The following is a 16,912-nucleotide window of genomic DNA, read 5'->3' as shown; positions in this document are numbered from 1 at the left end:
GTTCCCAGGGCCCCCGGCAAGGGGGCCTTTGCTGTTTTCTACCTGGGTTTTCAGGGTCCCCGAAAAGGGACCCTTTGCCGTTTTCCCCTGCTTGTCAGGGCTTAAGAAAGATAGCCTTTGTTTTTTTTTGTCTTTTACTTTTTCTTGCTGCTTACCTGCGCGGCACTGCTGATGGTTTCCACTATTTTACTCAGGGTGTTTCTGCCTGCAATGGCCGCCTCATAGGCTGCCTTGTACTGCCCTGACGCATAACTGGATTCGGCGGTTTTAAGAGAATCCCGGGCTTTCTGGAGATCCTGGCTTAGTTTTTCAATGTTGATGCGAGGATTTCGGGCCTTCCGGGCTGCCGCCAGGGCTGTTTCTGCTTCTGGAAAGGCCTTTTTTAGGGCTTCGATAGCCTGATTCGCTTCGTTTTTGGCCTGCTCTTGCCTTGTTTTAGCGTCGCTTATGGCCTGTTCAGCGGCGGCCTGGGCATCCAGGGCCAGTTTCCTGGCGGTATCATATTTCTTTGCCGCCGCGGCCTCATTCATCTGGGCAAGAAGGTCCGTTGCCCGCTGCAGAGATTCAGGAGCATATACCGGTACCAGGGGATCCTGTTGGGCCTTTGTCACCGCTTCGGTGGCTTTTTGCATTTCCGCTGTGGGCGGCTGCGTGCAGGCCCATGCTGCAAGGACGCAGACAATCAGAATGGCGGGCTTTACAATTGATACTCTTCTTTTCATGAAATATCCTCCGTATATAACTATATATCGGAAGGCTGCCGGTATCTATCAATAGGGGTAAAAACAAATCGATTTTTTAGGTTGATAAATAAAGGTGGAACGGTATAATGGGCTACATCATGCAGAGGTCTATCCGTCGTCGCTTCCGTTTTCTTGCTTTTTTCATAAGTGTTTTTTTCGGTTTAGGGGGTCTTTTCTTGTGGACTGAAAGGAAAGCCGAGCCAGAACCGGGGAAAGTTTTTGAGGTCCTTCGATCATTACGAGAACCGGTGACAGTTCCAGAAAAGGTGGTACTGATTGATTTGCTAGAAGTAAAGAAGGATCAGCAAGTCCCGGTGGAAGCGCTTTCTCCTGGGGATGTGCGGGACCTCTTTATAACCCTGGCGGAGTTGGGAAGCCAGGGTGGCCTGTGTCTTTTCTCGTTGAACCTGGAAACCTCCTCGGGAGAGATAAAGAACGAACGAATCGAACGGGAATTCACCCTCATCAATTCAAATGTGGAAACCTTTTTTACGGGTATCAAAAGAGGTTCTATTCGCCCTCAGGATGCGGATTTTTTTCTGAACCAGCTTAAACGGTCAATCCAGGAAAGTAAGCATCGACTGGTTCTGGCTACGGCGGACAGTCAAAAAAAGGACCTCCAAAAGATGGTAGCGGCTAGTCGTTTGTTTCCTTCGCTGGTGGTTCCCGACGACAGGGAAGGCCTTTTTGTGTTTAAACAGGACGTGGTTGAACGGCCCCCTACTGAAACCTGGGGAAAGGAGGTGCTCTATTCTAAAAATGAGGATCCCCTGGCGTATCGGCGGCTATATCCTCTCCGCAGGGAACCTGAGAATACCTATCTTCATGTGGGGCTTGCGCTGGTAGAGGTGCTTCTTGGTAAGGCCCATTTTTACCTTCAGCCGCAGCAGCTTATTGTGGCTGCTCCGATAGAAGGGGATGCCCCGCAGACTGCTCCCCTCGAGGAAGAAAAACCACCGACGGGACCTGCAAATGGAATGAGACAAGCGTCTAAAACGGAACAGCCTCCGGCGACTACAAAAGGATATACCCTTTCCTCCGTCTCTCTGCCCCTGGTAGTCCCTCTTTCCAGGAAGGGGGGCTTGTTACTGGAAATTCCCCGACGACCGGGGAAGCAAGACCCCTTTTATCGGCTCCCTCACCGGAATTTTGTACGGTATCGGGAAGAAGAACGGCGACTCTACGAGTATCTTAAAGAAATGGAACGGTCTGGCTATTTTGCTTCCCTTGATCCGCTGGAGTATCCAACCACCCGTTTTGAGTACCTCCGTTCCCTTGAGCAGGAACTTCTTTCTCGAGGAGATCCTACAGGCCTGGAACAATGGAGGGCCGAGCGGGAACGGTGGTACCGCCGATTAAAAGAACTCCTTTGGGGGAACCTGGAGACCTCTATACTCCAAGGCTATGATCGTCTCCTGGAAACAGAGCGGCTTGATGCTGAAGGAATCGAACGGATCTGTTCTTTAAAAGAACTGGTCCAGCAATCTTTTTCCTGGGCCCGCAGTACCTACGAATCGGTACTGGAAAAACGGGAATCCCTAAAAGAAGCGGTGGCCGGCAAATGGTGGATCATTGGAGCAGGCCGGGAGCAGTTTCTTGCCCAGGGGGGAGCCTTGCGGGTGGGAGGGGGGCCCAATCTTACGGATAGTGAAATGGCCGCTACCGTGGCCACGACGATCCTTTCCCGTTCCTATGTGCGGTATGGGTCGGTGCTCTGGATTCGTGTGGTAGGAGGGGTGGCTATTCTTCTTATGGGCCTTCTGGTAACCTGGCTAACGCCGGTGGTGGCGGGAATTTTCATCCTTTTTCTCATGGGCCTTGGAGGAGTAGGGTACACGCTGCTTTTTGTGGTAGGAGGCTGGTATGTGTCTCCCCTCGTGCTGCTTTTTCCTCTAGGCACTGCCCTCATGGCTTTTTCAATCCAGTATGGGATCCTCTATTGGTATCGCCGATCCTTTTTGCACATATTCCAGCATCGGGTAAGCCCTGACTTCTTGCAGGTTCTCCTCAATCACGTGGAACCCTTTCCCTCTCCTTTTTATTCGGAGGATACAATTATGGTGACGATCCGCCCATTCCCTTCTTTTTATGCGCTTTCCGAAGAACCCCTTCCTGTAGTAATGGAGCGCCTCAGGACCTTTCAGCGGGAGGTGCGCCGCTTCTGCGGCGCCCATAAAGGAGTGTTTCTTTGGGCTGATGGGGAAATTCTGTGTTTTTCCTTGGCCCTGGGGATGGCAAAGTCCTACCGTAATGCGGCTCTTAAGACCTTTGTGGAGGACCTCCTGGTTTTTCTTGAAAAACACCCCTGGTGCTGTGGCATCGACCGGGGCCCCTGTTCCTTTTCTTTTTCTGAAACGGAGGGGTTTCTTGCCTTTGGCGAGCCGATACGGATAGCCCGGGTTATTTCCAGCCTTGGGGAACGGTTGCATCGCCGGCTTTTCATCACCCGCCCGGTGTACGAAAGTCTTTCTTTTTCGCCGGGAACTTTTGAGGCCCTCCAGGGCCTTGTAGATGGTAGGGAAAAACAGGAGATTCCCCTGTATGGGGCGGTAAAAATATAGAAGAGAAGTTAGGGCCCTTTCTTTTCGAGGATTTTTTTTACTTTCCCAAATACTTTGAATCGTACTACCCGGCCTCCCCCAAATTCCGGGTAGGCCCGGTATCGCTGTCCATCGTCGGAAAAGGGGGAAGAAAATTCTCCGGGGAAGGGGGCGTATCGTTTCTGGGTCCACACCAGGGAGGGGTCTTTTAATGAAAGGTCCTTTTGGTTCGGAGGAAAGTAAATATACGATTCATGGATCCCCCGTTCTTCTAAGGGGGCCTCGTCAGTGCTCTGAAGGTAGCGAATCTGACCTTTTTCGATATTGATGGATTGAATTATTGCAGAATGGGCCGCCTGGCCGTTGGTTCCCCGAAAGAGGATGATATCGCCGGGGGCTAAATTCCCGATCCTGTCGGGGACTGCTTCTATTTCTGGATTCTTAGAATCGAAAAAGGAGGTGCCAATGTACAGGGTAGGATCGGTGATGCGGAGGGACCGGAAAGACCGGCGAACTATTTCCGTAAGATTTATCCCTGCCTGCCGGGCCACGGTGGTTAAAATGTACCAGACAAAACCAGAACAATCGATGCCCACCCTGCCGATGCAATAGATATAGTTATAGATGTCCGGAAGGGTAACTGCTTCGCCATGGACTAACACATAGGGACGATGGGGAAGCCCCTTGTAGGAGCGGGCCTTCATCCGGGCTATCTCGTAGAGGTCCTCTGTCCAGGTCCAGCGACGGGTGGCCAGGTCAAAGATAATGACCTTTTCCCGCCTGTCCTGGAGGATAGTAAGATATCGATTAAAATCATCCGAAACAATGAGTTTGTCGATTTCTTGCCATATGGCGGCGGGGGAGTTTTTCCCTCCTCCCTGGATTTTAAGGAGCGTTGGGGCTAGCTCTGAGCGCTCGTCATTTTCTGCAAAGGGGAGGGGAAGGGTAAAGAAGCGCCCCTGAACCACATAGGTTCTAAAACAGGATCGGTAGGCCTCTTCGATAGCCCCTTCAATTCCGTTCCCCCATTGGTGATAGGCCCGACTAAAGGTTTCTAAGTTACGAAGGGCTGCCTTATCATCCTCTTTAAAAAAGACTTCATTCCTCGCTGAAGGCAAAGGGAATGCCCCAAAGGACTGGGGCGGTTCTGTTTGGGAAAACGGAACCATGCTCCCCAGTCCCGACATGAGAAGGATATATAAAAGAAAGGGGCCCTTCCTTTTCATGCCGTTAAATACCCAAGATAAATTTAGCCGTGCTGAAATAGATGAAAAGTCCCGTGATATCCACGATGGTAGTCAGGGCCGGACTTGCCACCAGGGCGGGATCGAGCTTTACCGCTGCCGCAAGGAGCGGCAGGAGAGCCCCAATAACGGTGGCGCTTACTACCTGAATGCCCAGGGCAAGCCCTATGGCAAGGCCGATGCGAACCACGTCGAGTCCCGGTGGTATCTGGCTGGGATTAGACATGAAATATACCCGGACAAAGGCTAGAACCCCTAACACCAGGGCTAAGAGCAAGCCCACGCGGCATTCTTTCCAGAGCACCTTCAGGGTATCCCGGGGCTCTATTTCTTTAAGGGCCAGGGCCCGGACCACCACCGTCGCACTCTGGCTCCCGGTGTTTCCCCCCGTATCGGCAAGCATGGGCATGTAAAAGGCCAGGATCACCAGGTTGGTAAGGGTTGCTTCGAAGGATTGGAGGATGGCCCCTGAAATGAGCCCCAGGGCGGCGAGGATAACAAGCCAGACTACCCGGTGCCTGAAGTGGGACCAGATGGGGGTGTGAAGGTAGGCCGTATCTTCGTGTTTCCCCGCGATGGCCATGAACCGTTCCATGTCTTCGGTTCGTTCCTGCTCGATAACGTCCAGGGCATCGTCGTGGGTGATAATACCCACCAGCACACCCTGGGGGTCCACCACCGGCAGGGCCACGAGGTCATATTTGGAAAACTTGTATACCGCCTCTTCCCGGTCTGCATCGGCCTGTACGCTGACCACCTGGTCATCCATGATTTCTTCAAGTTTTTTATTGGGATTGGCAAGGATAAGGTCGGCAAGGGCAATGACCCCCAGGAGATGCCGGTGGGCGTCGACCACAAAAATGGAATAAATAGATTCTTTGGCCGAACCTTCAAGCCGAATTCGTTCCAGGGCCTGGCGTACCGAAAGATCCCCCGGCAGGGCGATATAATCGGTGGTCATGATAGACCCGGCGGTTCCTTCCCGGTAGGAAGCGAGTTTCCGGATATCTTCCCGTTCCCGTTGGGCGAGAATAGGAAGGACCTCTTCGAACTGTTCTTCCGGCAGGGCCTTCAGAAGGTCTACCCGGTCGTCCGGGGAAAGGCGAACGACGAGCTTGGCAAGCTCGTTTTTATCAAGCTGGGAAGCCAGTTCTGCCTGCAAGGATTGGGGAAGTTCGCAAAACACATCCGCCCGGACCTGGGGATCCATCCTGTTGAGGATTTCGTATACTTCCTCTTTGGTAAAATTCGAAAGGATTTCTGCCACCTCAGAGGGGTAGCGGTCACTCAAAAACTGGGCCACCTCATCGGTAGCCCCTTCTTCAAGTAAGGCCTTGATATCGGGTAAAATGAGTTCTTCTACCATGGGGTCCTCCATGTGGGTTACATTTCGGGAGGCCCTTAGAGAATAAGAATAAAAGAAGAAAAACAGGTTTTCGCTTTGAGGATCTTTACTATTCCCTGGTTGTCTTCTTGTGCTCTCTTACTAAGGGCATCTCCCGGTTGGGTATTCCGCAAGGAATACATAAGAAAGGTTCCGGGGGCTGACTACCAGGGCCATCGGAATCGGTCATACCCATCCCTCCTTAGTAAAAGATGCGAGATCGCCAGGGGTCAACGCAGGATAGGAATGGCTCCTATCCTGTCTTGTAACATATGCGATTCTTAATATTTATGCAAGCCCTTCTATTTCTTTAAAATAGCGGACGGTTCCCACTTTTAATTCTTCGGTGGCCTCTTCATCGCATACGATGATTGCCCTCGGGTGGAGCTGCAAGATCGAGACAGGCCAGAGGTGCGTTACCGGTCCTTCTACCGCGGCCTGCAGGGCCCGGGCTTTGGCAGGGCCTGAAGCAAGAACCACCACTTCTCGGGCATCCATGATGGTTCCCAGTCCTACGGTTAGGGCTGCGGCAGGAACCTTTTCGGGATCTCCCCCAAAGAAACGGGCATTGGCCCGCCGGGTATCCCGGGTTAATTCCTTATCCCGGGTACGGCTGCTTAAGGAAGATCCTGGTTCGTTAAATGCCAGGTGCCCATCTCCCCCCATCCCCCCAAGGAACAACTCGATTCCCCCATAGTGCCGTATTGTTGCTTCATACCGCTCACATTCGGCTTTTAGGTCCTGGGCCATGCCGTTGGGAATGTGGATGTTTTCGGCAGGAATATCCACGTGAGAAAAAAGGTTTTCCTGCATGAATCGATGGTAACTCTGAGGATGCTCTGGGGAGAGCCCAATATATTCATCCATGTTAAAAGTGACGATATGTTTGAATGAGAGACGTCCTTCCTGGTAATAACGGATAAATTCCCGGTATACCCCCAGGGGAGTAGAACCCGTAGGAAGCCCCAGCACAAAGGGCCTGCCCGGACCGGGGGCAAATTCTTGAATCCTCTTCAGGATGTAGGCCGCGGCCCACTGGCTCATGGCTTCGTAATCCTTTTGAATAATAAGACGCATGGTCTTTCTCCTTAGACAAAATTGTTTTTCTTGAATAAACCGCGAACCAGGGTGGCATGGATAGTAAAATCCTTATCGAATACCACCAGGTCTCCTTCATTTCCCGGAACAAGCGTCCCAAGCCGCTTAAAGCGCATCACGTTGGCAGGATTGGTACTGGCGGCCTGGAGGGCTTCTTCAAGGGAAAAGCCAAACCGCACAAGGTTTTGAACCCCCCGGATCATAGTAAGCCCTGAGCCGGCAATCACATCATCAATTTTACGGTGAAAGGCTCCCTCTTTCCAGATTACCTCTTCTCCGTTTGCATACAAGGGTCCTTCCGCGGGATTTTGTCCGGTTGGTTTAAGGGCATCGGTAACCAGAACAATCTTGTCGGAGGGTTTATCCCGCTTTAAAAGCTTAAAAAGGTCCGGATGCACATGTACCCCGTCGGCAATGATTTCGCAGGACATCTCGGGATGAATGAGCACCGCCCCCACCGCATTGGGATTCCGGTGGTCGAGCTTGCTCATGGCGTTGAAAAGGTGGGTGGTGTGAAGGATACCCACCTGCATTCCTTCTACCATGTTTTCGTACTGGGCGTTGGTGTGACCTGCCTGGAGCACGATCCCCTTCTTAGTACAATACAGGGCCAGGTCCCGCATGTTTTTGAGTTCCGGTGCCACGGTCATGTTGACGATATGGCCGTTACTTGCTTCCCAGAGTTCTTCCATATAGGAAAGATCCACCGGGCTCAAGGTTTCCGGCCGCTGGACCCCAAGCCGTTCGGGGCTTATGAAAGGGCCTTCCAGGTGGAGCCCCATGATGCGGGCCCCCGACTCTTTGCCGATGGCCCTGGAAGCCTCTTTTACAGCTTCGATAAGCCGGGGGCGTTCCGCCGGATAGAGGGTTGGGTTAAAAGCGGTGACTCCCTGTTGGGCCAAGAGACGGGACATTTCGATAACCGAATCGGCGGACATATCGTCGGTACCAAAACCGCCAAAGCCATGGATATGGGTATCGATAAAACCGGGGGCTATATAGCATCCCTGGACATCGACCACCTGTACTTCGCTCCCAAAACGTCGTTGCTCAAAGCGGCGCTGGGAGAATACATCGGCTATGACACCCCCTTCGATAAGAACGGCACACCGTTCCATCAGGGCAAAACCGGTGTATACCGTGGCGTTATACAAACAAACCGATGCCATAGGACCTCCTTAAAACGAAGGCATTTTTTACCATCCTTGTATCCCCGTCCCCCGGGGGAACATCCGCTCCTTCTCTTGTTCTTGAAGGCCTACCCCCACCGGCAAGCTTCCCCGTGGAGCAATATCCCCTTTAATAAGACGGGCTGCGGCTCTCAAAGAACACTCGGCCACCCCATAGGTAAGCACAAGGGTTTCTACCTTTGGGGCTACCTCCACAAGGTCCTGGGGACTCCTTACTACAAGCGTAATAAGTTTGTCTTTTTTTGCAAAAACCTGAATTCCCTGGAGTAGCTCCAACTGTTTTCTGAATTGATAGGCATTATAGGTACAGAAAATCACATAATCGGCCATAAAGGCCCAATCCTGGGCACCGAGGATCTCCGTTTCGTTGGGCTCAAGGCCAAAGGAGTATTCAATGATTTTCTGATGGGGAAAGTATTCCTGGAAAATGTCTTTGAAAGAATGGGTGTAGAAATTGGTGTTATCCGACATGACAAGCCGTCCCATGGTGGGGCGCAGGATAACGATTCGCTGGTTTGGCGAAGGTTTCAGAGGTAAGAGCCCTGCCGAATTCTTTATCAACGTAAGGGACTTGTCTGCCGCCTCTTGAACGGTTTTGAGGTGGACGGGGATGGCGCAGACTTTTTTCCGTTCCTTTTCTGTGGGGAATTCTTCTTTTATCCATTGTTTCTTTGCATCCAGCACCCGAAGGACCGATTCGTTAAAACGATCTTCATTGATATGCCCCTTTCGAACCGCCTCCGCAATGATTCTGTTTGCCTCCCGTACCCCTGCCGAAACGATGACGATATCGACCCCAGCCTGAATGGCCCGAATAAGGGCTCCCTCAATGCCGTAGGTGTCTTTTATGGGTTTCATCTGGATGTCATCGGAAATAACAAGCCCCTGATAGCCCAGCTTCTTACGAAGATATTCCTGGAGAATCACCGGCGACAGGGTTGCGGGTAACCCTGAAGGATCAAGTTGAGGATAGGCGGCATGGAGGGTCATCATCATGGCGACCCCTCCATCAATAGCCGCCTGGAAGGGTATCCATTCACGATTTTTAAGGCGCTCGTAGGTATAGGGCACTACATCGAGTTCAAAATGACTATCGATATCTACATTTCTCTGGCCCGGAAAATGTTTTGCGCAGCCCATGACTCCCTGTTTCTGCAGTCCCTGTACAAAGGCCCGGGCAAGGGTAGCTGCTTTCTGGGGGTCGCTTCCAAAATAGCGATTATCCTTTACCGGAAGGCCCTCTTCTTCACACAAATCAACCACGGGAGCAAAACAGCAGGTTATTCCGATGGAAGCGAGTTCTTTGCCGGTTATTTCGCCAGCCTTTTCGGCATAGCGGGGTGCCTCGTTTTCTGCGATAGCCGCCAGGGCCATGTTGCCGGGGTGGATGCTTATTCCCGTGGTAATCGGAGCGAGTTGTCCCCCTTCCTGGTCGATGGCAATAAAGGCGGGTATTCGCCATGGTCCGCTCCGGGCTGCGGTCTGAACCTTTTCAGTTAGGATTCGTAATTGATACGAATCGATAACGTTGCATCCAGAGAAATACAGAATAGAGCCAATAGCTCCTTCAGCTAATCCCTGAGTAACATCCTGGGGGACCTCCCATCGTCCTACAAAGTCCTGCATCACGAGTTGTCCCGCCTTTTCTTCTAAGCTCATGCGGGAAAATAGTTCTCTAGTATCAAACATCCTCATATTCTCCTTGATTCTGGCTCTTGTTTTTATTTGGGTATTGGGTCCGGGCATCGGTCTTTTCTCTGGGCCGGGAATTCCCACGGATCATCCCTTTACCGCCCCTGCCGAAACGCCCTGGGTTATTTGTTTTCGGAAGATGAGATAGAACACGAGCATGGGGACCATTCCAATAGTTAGTGCTGCAAATTGCTTGCCGTAGTCTGTGGCGAGGGCCCCCGAGAATTTCAGGATCCCCACGGGTAAGCTTTTAATGGTTTCTTTAGAGGCCAGAATGTTAATCAACATGAATTCGTTCCAGATGCCGGTAAAGGTAAGGATGGAAAGGGTGATAGCCACGGGCTTTGTCATGGGCACTACGATGGATGCAAAGATACGTCCGTAACTGGCCCCATCGATGCGGGCCGACTCTATTAATGCGTCGGGGATGGATTTAATGAATTCGGTGCCCAGGTAGACTCCCATGGGAAGACCGATCCCAATGTAGGGGATAAGAATCCCGAGGCGGGTGTTGTACAATCCCACCGCATTGGTTACTAAAAACAGGGGAACCATGATGGATTGCAGGGTGAGGAGAATTCCAATGACGAAGCTTTTATAGAGCCAGCCCGTGGCCTTGCTTTTTATCTTTGCGAAGGCAAAGCCGGCCATAAACGAGAAGAGGAGCACCGCCAACGTGGTGGTTATCGTGTAAAAAAGGGAATTCCCGAAGAGGATGTCGAACTTCCCTATCTTCCATGCCATGGGATAATTGCCGAAAAAGAAGGGGTTGGGTAAGCCGAGCCTATCCATCTGAAAGGCCTGGGTGGTTTTGAAGGAGGACATAACGAGCCAGAAGAGGGGATAAATGGTTAAAAAAGTGAAAATCCAGAAAACTCCATAGAGGAGAATCTTGCCAAGAAAATATGAAAATCCCAATTGATATGACTTTTTCATCCTATTCCCTCCCCCCAAACCGTTGTTCCAGTTTTTGGATGATGACAATCAGTAGTAAGCTAAGCACTACCATGAAGGTCGATATGGCGTTTGCAAGGGGGTAGTTTGGTGCCCCCCGGAAGGCATTGTCGAACATATAAATCGAAAGCACACTGGTTCTTCGTGCCGGATTTCCTGCGGTCATGGCGAAGATAAGGTCAAAGCTTTTCAGGGATCCGGATATTGCAAGGATTGCCGTGGTAACAATCACCCCTGAAAGGGCAGGGAGGATGACATACCGAAGGGTTTGCCACTCGTTGGCTCCATCAATCTTAGTAGCTTCGATTACTGAAATATCTATTTTTTGGAGATTTGCAAGGAAGATAATCATATAATAACCGGTATACATCCACAGAATCACGATTAAGACCGGGATCATTGCAAGGTTAGGATCCAGCATTAAGGTATTTTCGTAGGTAGGATTTATTTTTTTGAGTAATTCCGTGTAGGCCCCATAGGGGGAAAAAAAGGATTGAAACATCACCCCTATCACGATAGTAGAAATCGTATTTGGGAGATATACCATGGTTTGAAAAAAGTTTTGCAGACCTACTAGTTTCCTAAATAAAACATAGGCAAGGACAAAACCAATCGGAATCTGTCCAAACACCGAAACCAGGATGATATAAAAATTGTTCTTTAAAGCGAGCCAAAAATAAGGGTCCTTAAACATTTCTCCATAATGACGGAATCCCACAAATGTAAGTTCCGCCCCAAAAAGCTGACCTCCGCTAAAGTTTGTCATACTCAGATAGATGGAAAAAATGGTAGGGAAGGTTATGACGGCAAAATAGAGCAGAACCGCTGGAAGAACAAGCAACCAATAGGCCCATCGCTCTTCTCCTTTAGATGTTGTGATTTTCACAGAATCCTCCAACGTCAACATGGGTATCCAGTTTCTTCCTGGATAGCTTTTGAAAAATGCCCCCTGCCAAATCATTAAATCTGACAGGGGGCTCCGCCCGTTAGTTGTTTAAGAGCGTGTTAAAAAGCCTAGTACGAGGGAACTTACTTTTGTCCGGCCTTCCATTCATCAAAGGCCTTTTGTACCTTTGCGGCTACCTGCTCAGGCGTGGCAGTCCCAAGGCCAATCTCCTGCAGACCTATGTTGATAGGCCCATACACCTTGGGATCCAGTACCGCGTCGAGAACGTAGGTCCCTTTGTAGTTTTCATAGAACTTCGCGCGGTTCTGCATGATGGGTTCAAGGGATGGTACTGTTACCCCCTTAAGGGAGGGGAAGGCCGCACCGGATTCAAGCCGGATCTTCTGGACATACTCGGAGTTAAGGAACTTAATGAGTTCCCATGCTGCCTTTTCCTTAGCAGAACCGGCAGGAATCTTGGCGTTCATGCCAAACCCAACGCCCACCACGGCAGAACTGGTGTTGGGGAATTTTTCGCCCGGAAGGGCAGGGAGCACCATGAGCTGGATGTCCTTCTGCTTTTCCGGTGGGATGAGGGCGACCCCAGTGCTCTTGTCGGTGATGAAGGCGCCGGTTCGCCAGTCACCGTCGATAAGGAAGGGCGCCTTGCCAGCGGCAAAGAGGGCAGGCACTTCTCCATAGGGAGTCTGGAGGGCTTTCTTGGAGATGATTTCGCTCTTGAACATGTCTTCTACGATCTTGAGGGAGTCCACAAAGGGCTTGTCGGTAAACTTGGCCTTCCCGGCGAGCACATCATCGATAAACTTGTCCCCTGCGATGCGGCCCACAATGGCGGAGAAGAGACAGCTCTGCATGACCCAATCGTCCTGGGCCGCGATAAGCACCGTGTCCAGCCCCTTAGCTTTGAGCTTGGGAACCATGGCCTTCAGTTCTTCATAGGTCTTGGGCACGGAAAGACCATTATCCGCAAGCAGCTTGGTATTCACATACAGCATGTGGGTGAAGGTAATACCAATCGGAAGTTCCGCCAGGTATCCCGCCATCTGGGGAGCGACCGCAGCGGGGACAAATTTGTCATAGAGCCCATCGGCCTTTAAGAAGGGGGTAAGGTCCTTTACCAGCTTCTTGTTGTGGAGTTCCGCAGAACGACCACTGGGCCACATGTAAAGAACGTCAGGAAGCTGACCACTTGCGATGTACGCAGAGGTTTTCTGATGGAAGGGTTCGTTAAAAAGATCTTCCCGTTCGATCTTGATGTTAGGATAGCGCCTTTCAAATTCCCCCCAAATTTCCTTGATCTCCCGTTCGGAGTTTGCCTGAGAGGCATCAAGGTAATTCAATACCTTGAGGGTAACTACCTCCCCCTCTTTTGTAGAGGCGCCCTGTTGTTGTCCGCTGGCAAAGGCCAGAGCGGAGAGGAGCGTCCCCAGGACCAGAAAACTGGTCAACCGTTTAACAATAGACATAGCCTATACCCTCCTTTATACTAGAGGTAGCTGGAATTGGGCGAACCATACGGTTCGTCATATGTTCCCGGGACACGATGGGCCTATCGTGTCCCGTTTTTCACCCGTTCAAAAATTTCTTCCCAGCTAATTCGGTACGAACCCTTGCGGTCGGTGAGTTCAGGAACCGAAAACAGCCGGTGGATAAACATGGATGCCGCCCCGTGGGCCACATCAAAAACGTCGCCGGGGGAAAGCTCTAGTCGACAGCCTACCCGCTGAAGCACGCTTTTTAGGCCGTGCTGTTCATCTTTTTCCAAGAGATCGAGTACTACCTCCCGATTGCGGCATGCTTCGCCATGGAAGAACAGCACCTCGGGATCAAAAACGGAAACGATGGGTTTCAGACTTTTGAATAGCTCAATCAGAAATTGGCGGTAGGCCCCTTCGTTATCTGCCACATGGAGCATCACTTCATCGGACAATTCAAATTGACCGGATTTTCCCTGTTGCCACAACACACTGGTAAATTCACCGGCCGCATATCGTTTGCCGTAGTGGATTTTTCCCCCTAAGGCAATGCCCATGCCCACGCCTACTCCCGACCGGAGTCCCGTAAGGGGATTCTTGGTGTGATATTCTGCTAAGACGCTGATAAAATCCTCCAGGGGGGTATCGCGGTAGCGGTTTAAGTCTTCCCAGGCGCAGCAGTTGGCATCGTTTTCTATCATGATTGGTACGGGATATCGGGCTGCCACCTCTCTGTAGAAGTGATAGTTCGTGAGATCAAAAGGGTCCGATTGAATGATGATTCCCTCATCAGGGTTTATTATGCCCGGCAAGGCGATGCTTATTCCTAAGAAGGGAAGCCGGATGTTTTCTACCACCGTTCTCAGATGATCAAACAAAAACGCAAAAACTGCGGCCAGGGAGCTATCCTTTAGGGGCTTTTCTTCTTCATAGAGCCGCTGTCCATAGATGTTCGTTACCGCCGCCCGGTAAAAATCCGGTTGAATTTCAAGACCTACCACACAGCCCATTTTTTCATTGATTCGGAGCAAAATAGGTCGACGCCCTCCCTGGGGGGTAACTTCTCCTGCCTCCGCTTCGTATACAATGCCTGCTTCTATAAGATTTTGAATGATATTGGTTACCGTGGATCGATACAGATTGAGCGCCCGGGCTATGTCGATCCGGCTGATGCCTGGATGCCGCCAGATGGTTTGGGCCACAAGAGAGATATTGGCATCCCGCTGAAAGGTATTGTTGTTTATCCTCATAACGGTATTTTCACTCCCTGGGGGTATAGGATAAGGGACCTTATGGTCGATCGTAGCATACGCCCTTTCCCCCTTCCTGAAAATCCCTGAACTGTGATGAGGGGTTTCGCTGCCAGTTCCCCTCGTTTTATTGTTCGTTCTCTGTACAAACTATAATAGCACTGCTATACTGGGCTGTCAAGAAAAATTTTATCAAGGAGGGCATATGAAAATAGAGACATACAACCGGCCAGAGTGGAAGTTAGACGATGAGGGCTTTCATCTGTTTACCCCCCAACGCGTAAGACCCTGGTATAACTATCTTTCTAACGGGGAAGGGGGATTAAAAATTTCTCATCTAGGGGATGGCTACAGTACTACCTTGAAGGAACCCCGGATAGTGGTAAGTAACTATGATTTCTGGACGCCCCTAAAGGGACGTTTTGTGTATATTACCGACGGTGGATGCGTCTGGAATCCCTCATATCATCCTTCAGGGACAGCCCTCGATACCTATCACTGTATTCACAGTCCCTGGGCTACCCGCTGGATTTCGGAGAAAAACGGAATCCAGGTTGAACAGACGGTGTTTCTACCCCGGGAAGGGACTCTGGAAGTGCTTCTTGTTACCGTCCATAATCGGAGCCAGAAAAATCGATGTCTTTATGTGACGGCGGTGCAGGAATTCCTTTTGTATAATTCTTTTGGGGTTGATCCGGTGTATTACTCCTGGTTTACCGATACTACTTGGGACCCCGAAAGAACTATCCTGTGGCTAAAGAAAAATGTGGGAGCCCAGGTTGTAGGGGTGTATCATACGGGTACGGCGCCGAGTTCTTGGCAGGGAAGTCTTAAACGGCTTATTGGGGAAGGAACCCCCGGTATACCCCAGGAAATCCAGACTCCGCCCCTTTCGGGCTCTATGAGCGGCGGGGACCCCTATGTGGGAGCTTTCCAATGGGTTATGGAACTCGTGCCCGGGGAAAGTAAGACGGTAGCGGTGGTTTCTGGGCTGGCGCCCCTCACAAAAAATTCGATGGTAGGTGGTTCTTTTCTCACTGAAGTATCAAGTCTTCTTTCCCCCGACTTCTTACAAAAAATAAACCACCTCGGAACTCCCCAGGGAGCCCAGGAGGAATTAGCCCTGGTTCGGAGTCTCTGGCAACGACGGCTTTTCCGGAACTGGTATGGTGTTACCGGTTCGGGACTTTTTTCATCGTGGCTTAAAACCTTTTTTGGAACCCAGGTATATCAACAGTCTACCGGTATGGTTCGCTCTACCTTCCGGGGGTTTCGGGATGTGGCCCAGGACGTGATGGGCCTGTGTCGCTTTGAACCTGAGAAGGCCCGGAGCCTTCTGGTGGATCTCTGTTCTCATCAATATCTTTCTGGACGCTGTGTCCGACAATGGAATACCGAAGGCGGAGCCCCCGATGAACGGGATTTTCGGGATCTTCCCTTCTGGATTCCCGTTGCCCTTGCTACCTATGAGCGCATATGCCAGGACCCTTCTATCTGGGAAGAACTGGCTCCCTATCTGGATAGCCCCCAGCCAGAAACTTTGCGACACCACGCGATACGTGGAATTACCTATGCCCTTAAATATGGCGAACATGGACTTGTTCTCATGGGAGCCGGGGACTGGAACGATGCCCTTTCGGGACCGGGACCGCAGGGTGGGTCTACGTTCCTCAATATGTTTGCCTATTGGGCATTATCTTTGCTTGAGACAAGTCCCGGTGCCCAAAGGGGCGAAACAGAATTGTACCACCGCTATTCCCTTTCTCTCAAAGAGCATAAAGAACGATTGTATGAAGGGGTGTTGCGGTACTGGAATGGTTCCTGGTTTGACCGGGCCGTGGTAGGATCGGATAGTCCTACCGGTGCCGCACCTGGTACGATTGTGGGAACCACCAATAGAGAAGGAGGGGATAACCGAATATTCCTTTTGCCCCAGGCGTGGTTTACTATCAGTGGAATGGCAGAGCGAAACCCGGAAATAGCCCGCCAGGCCCTTACCAGCATGCTCCGGGAGTTAGAAACAGAGGTAGGTCTATTAAAATGTAAGCCCGGCTATACCGCCTGGGACCCCGCGGCGGGGAACCTTTCTTCTTTAAGCCCGGGTATGGCCGAGAACTTTGCGGTGTATAACCATGCGGCGGCCTTCGCGGTATATGCCCTTTTTAAGGCAGGAATGACCGACGATGCGCTGCGAATTTTCCGGAAGATACTTCCCCTTTACAAGGACTGGCGTAAAACGAGAGCAGAGCCCTATGTTCTGGTTAATTTTTACAACGGCGGCTACTATCCGGAACGCGCTGGCGAAGGGGGAATTCCCTGGTTAACCGGGACGGTCAACTGGGTTGCCCTCTGTTTGTGGGATTACCTTCTTCCCCTCGGCTTATCGGTTGAAGAAGGCTGAGAACGTTTTTTACAACACCCCGCATCCCTATCTC

The 16,912-nt window shown here is 51.1% G+C and carries 12 protein-coding genes; 2 read left to right on the top strand and 10 right to left on the bottom strand.

All coding sequences use genetic code 11. The features are described 5' to 3' along the window. Positions 1 to 134: 134 nt before the first annotated feature. Entirely contained in the window at positions 135 to 722 is a 588-nt protein-coding gene (locus C5O22_RS07745; RefSeq protein WP_132780646.1) for a DUF4398 domain-containing protein, read from the bottom strand. A 119-nt stretch (positions 723 to 841) separates the two neighbouring features. Here C5O22_RS07745 and C5O22_RS07740 point away from each other — a divergent pair, with 119 nt between their 5' ends. Next, positions 842 to 3,304, top strand: a complete 2,463-nt coding sequence (locus C5O22_RS07740; RefSeq protein WP_132780645.1) for an MFS transporter — start codon at positions 842 to 844, stop codon at positions 3,302 to 3,304. 8 nt (positions 3,305 to 3,312) lie between these two features. Here C5O22_RS07740 and C5O22_RS07735 read toward each other — a convergent pair whose 3' ends face one another. The 9 genes from C5O22_RS07735 to C5O22_RS07695 form a co-directional block, all read right to left on the bottom strand. Beyond that, complete coding sequence (locus tag C5O22_RS07735; RefSeq protein ID WP_132780644.1) at positions 3,313 to 4,470, bottom strand: NlpC/P60 family protein; 1,158 nt, start codon at positions 4,468 to 4,470, stop codon at positions 3,313 to 3,315. 43 nt (positions 4,471 to 4,513) lie between these two features. Then, complete coding sequence (gene mgtE / locus C5O22_RS07730) at positions 4,514 to 5,893, bottom strand: magnesium transporter (protein WP_132780643.1); 1,380 nt, start codon at positions 5,891 to 5,893, stop codon at positions 4,514 to 4,516. A 306-nt stretch (positions 5,894 to 6,199) separates the two neighbouring features. After that, entirely contained in the window at positions 6,200 to 6,988 is a 789-nt protein-coding gene (gene nagB / locus C5O22_RS07725) for a glucosamine-6-phosphate deaminase (protein WP_132780642.1), read from the bottom strand. A gap of 11 nt (positions 6,989 to 6,999) precedes the next feature. Further along, entirely contained in the window at positions 7,000 to 8,178 is a 1,179-nt protein-coding gene (gene nagA, locus C5O22_RS07720) for an N-acetylglucosamine-6-phosphate deacetylase (protein WP_132780641.1), read from the bottom strand. A 27-nt stretch (positions 8,179 to 8,205) separates the two neighbouring features. After that, positions 8,206 to 9,888, bottom strand: coding sequence for a glycoside hydrolase family 3 protein (locus tag C5O22_RS07715; protein ID WP_165910453.1), 1,683 nt, complete (start codon positions 9,886 to 9,888; stop codon positions 8,206 to 8,208). Between the two features lie 90 nt (positions 9,889 to 9,978). Continuing rightward, positions 9,979 to 10,827, bottom strand: coding sequence for a carbohydrate ABC transporter permease (locus tag C5O22_RS07710; RefSeq protein ID WP_132780639.1), 849 nt, complete (start codon positions 10,825 to 10,827; stop codon positions 9,979 to 9,981). Position 10,828: 1 nt separating this feature from the next. After that, positions 10,829 to 11,731 (bottom strand): carbohydrate ABC transporter permease, encoded by a 903-nt coding sequence (locus C5O22_RS07705; protein WP_132780638.1) that lies wholly within the window; start codon positions 11,729 to 11,731, stop codon positions 10,829 to 10,831. Between the two features lie 143 nt (positions 11,732 to 11,874). After that, a complete protein-coding gene (locus C5O22_RS07700; RefSeq protein WP_132780637.1) occupies positions 11,875 to 13,218 on the bottom strand; it encodes an ABC transporter substrate-binding protein in 1,344 nt (447 codons plus the stop codon). Between the two features lie 83 nt (positions 13,219 to 13,301). Further along, complete coding sequence (locus C5O22_RS07695) at positions 13,302 to 14,477, bottom strand: ROK family transcriptional regulator (RefSeq protein ID WP_132780636.1); 1,176 nt, start codon at positions 14,475 to 14,477, stop codon at positions 13,302 to 13,304. A 205-nt stretch (positions 14,478 to 14,682) separates the two neighbouring features. Here C5O22_RS07695 and C5O22_RS07690 point away from each other — a divergent pair, with 205 nt between their 5' ends. Further along, positions 14,683 to 16,878 carry a GH36-type glycosyl hydrolase domain-containing protein gene (locus C5O22_RS07690; protein WP_132780635.1) on the top strand — a complete coding sequence of 732 codons (2,196 nt, stop codon included), beginning with the start codon at positions 14,683 to 14,685 and terminating at the stop codon, positions 16,876 to 16,878. The last annotated feature ends 34 nt before the right edge of the window (positions 16,879 to 16,912 follow it).

It is taken from the genome of Treponema sp. J25, from assembly GCF_004343725.1.
Lineage (GTDB): Bacteria > Spirochaetota > Spirochaetia > Treponematales > Breznakiellaceae > J25.
This window is presented reverse-complemented; position numbering and strand designations above follow the sequence as displayed.

Bases quoted from the DNA above. Each gene is read 5' to 3' on its own strand.
- C5O22_RS07745 (WP_132780646.1), bottom strand. From the start codon at position 722: ATGAAAAGAAGAGTATCAATTGTAAAGCCCGCCATTCTGATTGTCTGC.
- C5O22_RS07740 (WP_132780645.1), top strand. From the start codon at position 842: ATGCAGAGGTCTATCCGTCGTCGCTTCCGTTTTCTTGCTTTTTTCATA.
- C5O22_RS07735 (WP_132780644.1), bottom strand. From the start codon at position 4,470: ATGTCGGGACTGGGGAGCATGGTTCCGTTTTCCCAAACAGAACCGCCC.
- mgtE (WP_132780643.1), bottom strand. From the start codon at position 5,893: ATGGTAGAAGAACTCATTTTACCCGATATCAAGGCCTTACTTGAAGAA.
- nagB (WP_132780642.1), bottom strand. From the start codon at position 6,988: ATGCGTCTTATTATTCAAAAGGATTACGAAGCCATGAGCCAGTGGGCC.
- nagA (WP_132780641.1), bottom strand. From the start codon at position 8,178: ATGGCATCGGTTTGTTTGTATAACGCCACGGTATACACCGGTTTTGCC.
- C5O22_RS07715 (WP_165910453.1), bottom strand. From the start codon at position 9,888: ATGTTTGATACTAGAGAACTATTTTCCCGCATGAGCTTAGAAGAAAAG.
- C5O22_RS07710 (WP_132780639.1), bottom strand. From the start codon at position 10,827: ATGAAAAAGTCATATCAATTGGGATTTTCATATTTTCTTGGCAAGATT.
- C5O22_RS07700 (WP_132780637.1), bottom strand. From the start codon at position 13,218: ATGTCTATTGTTAAACGGTTGACCAGTTTTCTGGTCCTGGGGACGCTC.
- C5O22_RS07695 (WP_132780636.1), bottom strand. From the start codon at position 14,477: ATGAGGATAAACAACAATACCTTTCAGCGGGATGCCAATATCTCTCTT.
- C5O22_RS07690 (WP_132780635.1), top strand. From the start codon at position 14,683: ATGAAAATAGAGACATACAACCGGCCAGAGTGGAAGTTAGACGATGAG.